General features: G+C 38.2%; 1 protein-coding gene. It reads right to left on the bottom strand.

Annotated elements, in window-relative coordinates:
• The coding region (locus IGJ05_RS16125; protein WP_311956211.1) for an IS110 family transposase at positions 1-1036 on the bottom strand (1036 nt) is incomplete at its 3' end.
• Between the last annotated feature and the right edge of the window lie 311 nt (positions 1037-1347).

Here is a 1347-nt window from a genome sequence, read left to right as displayed (position 1 = left end):
GAGAAGCAACTAGAGCAGCTGAAAACAAGGCTTTTCGTAAGTATGGAGATCCACGCTTGCTCATAACATTATGTGTTGCTTCGTATTGCCCAGATTGGGACACAGACGCGTCTATGCCAGCATAAGCAACCAGTTTTTTCGGATTAGAAAATTTGCGAATGTCTCCAATTTCACCAAGAATTGTCGCGCCATTTATAGGGCCGATTCCAGGGATTGTGAGAATAACAGAGTCTAAATTACTCATTATGCGCTTAATTTCTTTTTCAGTTTCTTTTACTTGGCTTTCGATGAATTTCAATTGTTCAATCATGGAGCGTAATTGAAATGTAAAAGCTTCTTGAGCAAATTTCACTCCAAAGGAGTTAGAAGCTGCTTGCTTCAATTGATCTGCTTTCTCTGGCTTTATTCGGTTCCTGCTTAACTCAGCTAAGTATTGAGCCAACGTTTCTGCCGAAATTTCTTCTAGCTCTATAGGAGAACTAAACTCAAGCAATAACTCTTTAGACGCTTTTCCGAAAATACCTTGTTTAGAAAAAATTGATGCATATTCAGGAAACACTTGATCTAGTACAGCTATGATTTTTCGTTTGAAGTCGCTTGCGGTACCTACTAAATAGGTTCGGTAACGTGAAAGTTGTTTTAACGAAAAAACATTTTCATCAGACAATACTGTTTCTACAAAGGAACCATAACGCATCAAGTCAGCAATCAAAACAGAATCAATAATATCATTTTTTCGTTTTCTGATTTCTGTTCCTTTGCGCCAGCCATCGGTTTGAAGAGGATTCACAACGTGAATCAAAAAGTCTGATTCGTGGAGGTATGAAAAGATGGAGAGCCAATAATGACCCGTAGCTTCCATTCCGACAATAAAGTCAGCGGGAGTCTCTGAATATTTTGAAAGCCGCTCAATCAGGGAATCAGCTCCTTCAGTAGTGTTAGGGAAAGAAAAACCTTTTAGGATCACTTTACCTTCTTCACTCATTAAAGAAGCCACGTGAGTTCGCTTGCCGATATCAATTCCTAAGAAGTACATACATTTGACCTTTCTAAAAAAATATTTTGGATTGAAACCCGCTCAACTGAAAAGCGTCACTACCTTGTACGAGATACGGAGTAAAGCAAAAACTTTCAACATCTAACTCATACGTAATCCACTTATCAGAGAGAGGTGCCAGTCTTTCGATTACGAGCTTCAAAACTCAAGGAGGCAACGGCATAGCCTCTCAATCCAATAAATATATTATCTCAAAATGAATGAGTTAATACCAAATTAAAATAACGATGGTTCATAGGGTTATCCAATCAAAACCGGAAGGTTAAAACCCTAACTCTAATATACAAGGA

It is taken from the genome of Enterococcus sp. AZ167, from assembly GCF_051714025.1.
In the GTDB taxonomy this organism is placed as follows: Bacteria; Bacillota; Bacilli; order Lactobacillales; family Enterococcaceae; genus Enterococcus_D; species Enterococcus_D casseliflavus.
Note: the sequence above shows the minus strand (reverse complement) of the source record. Positions and strands in the feature narration are given on the sequence as shown.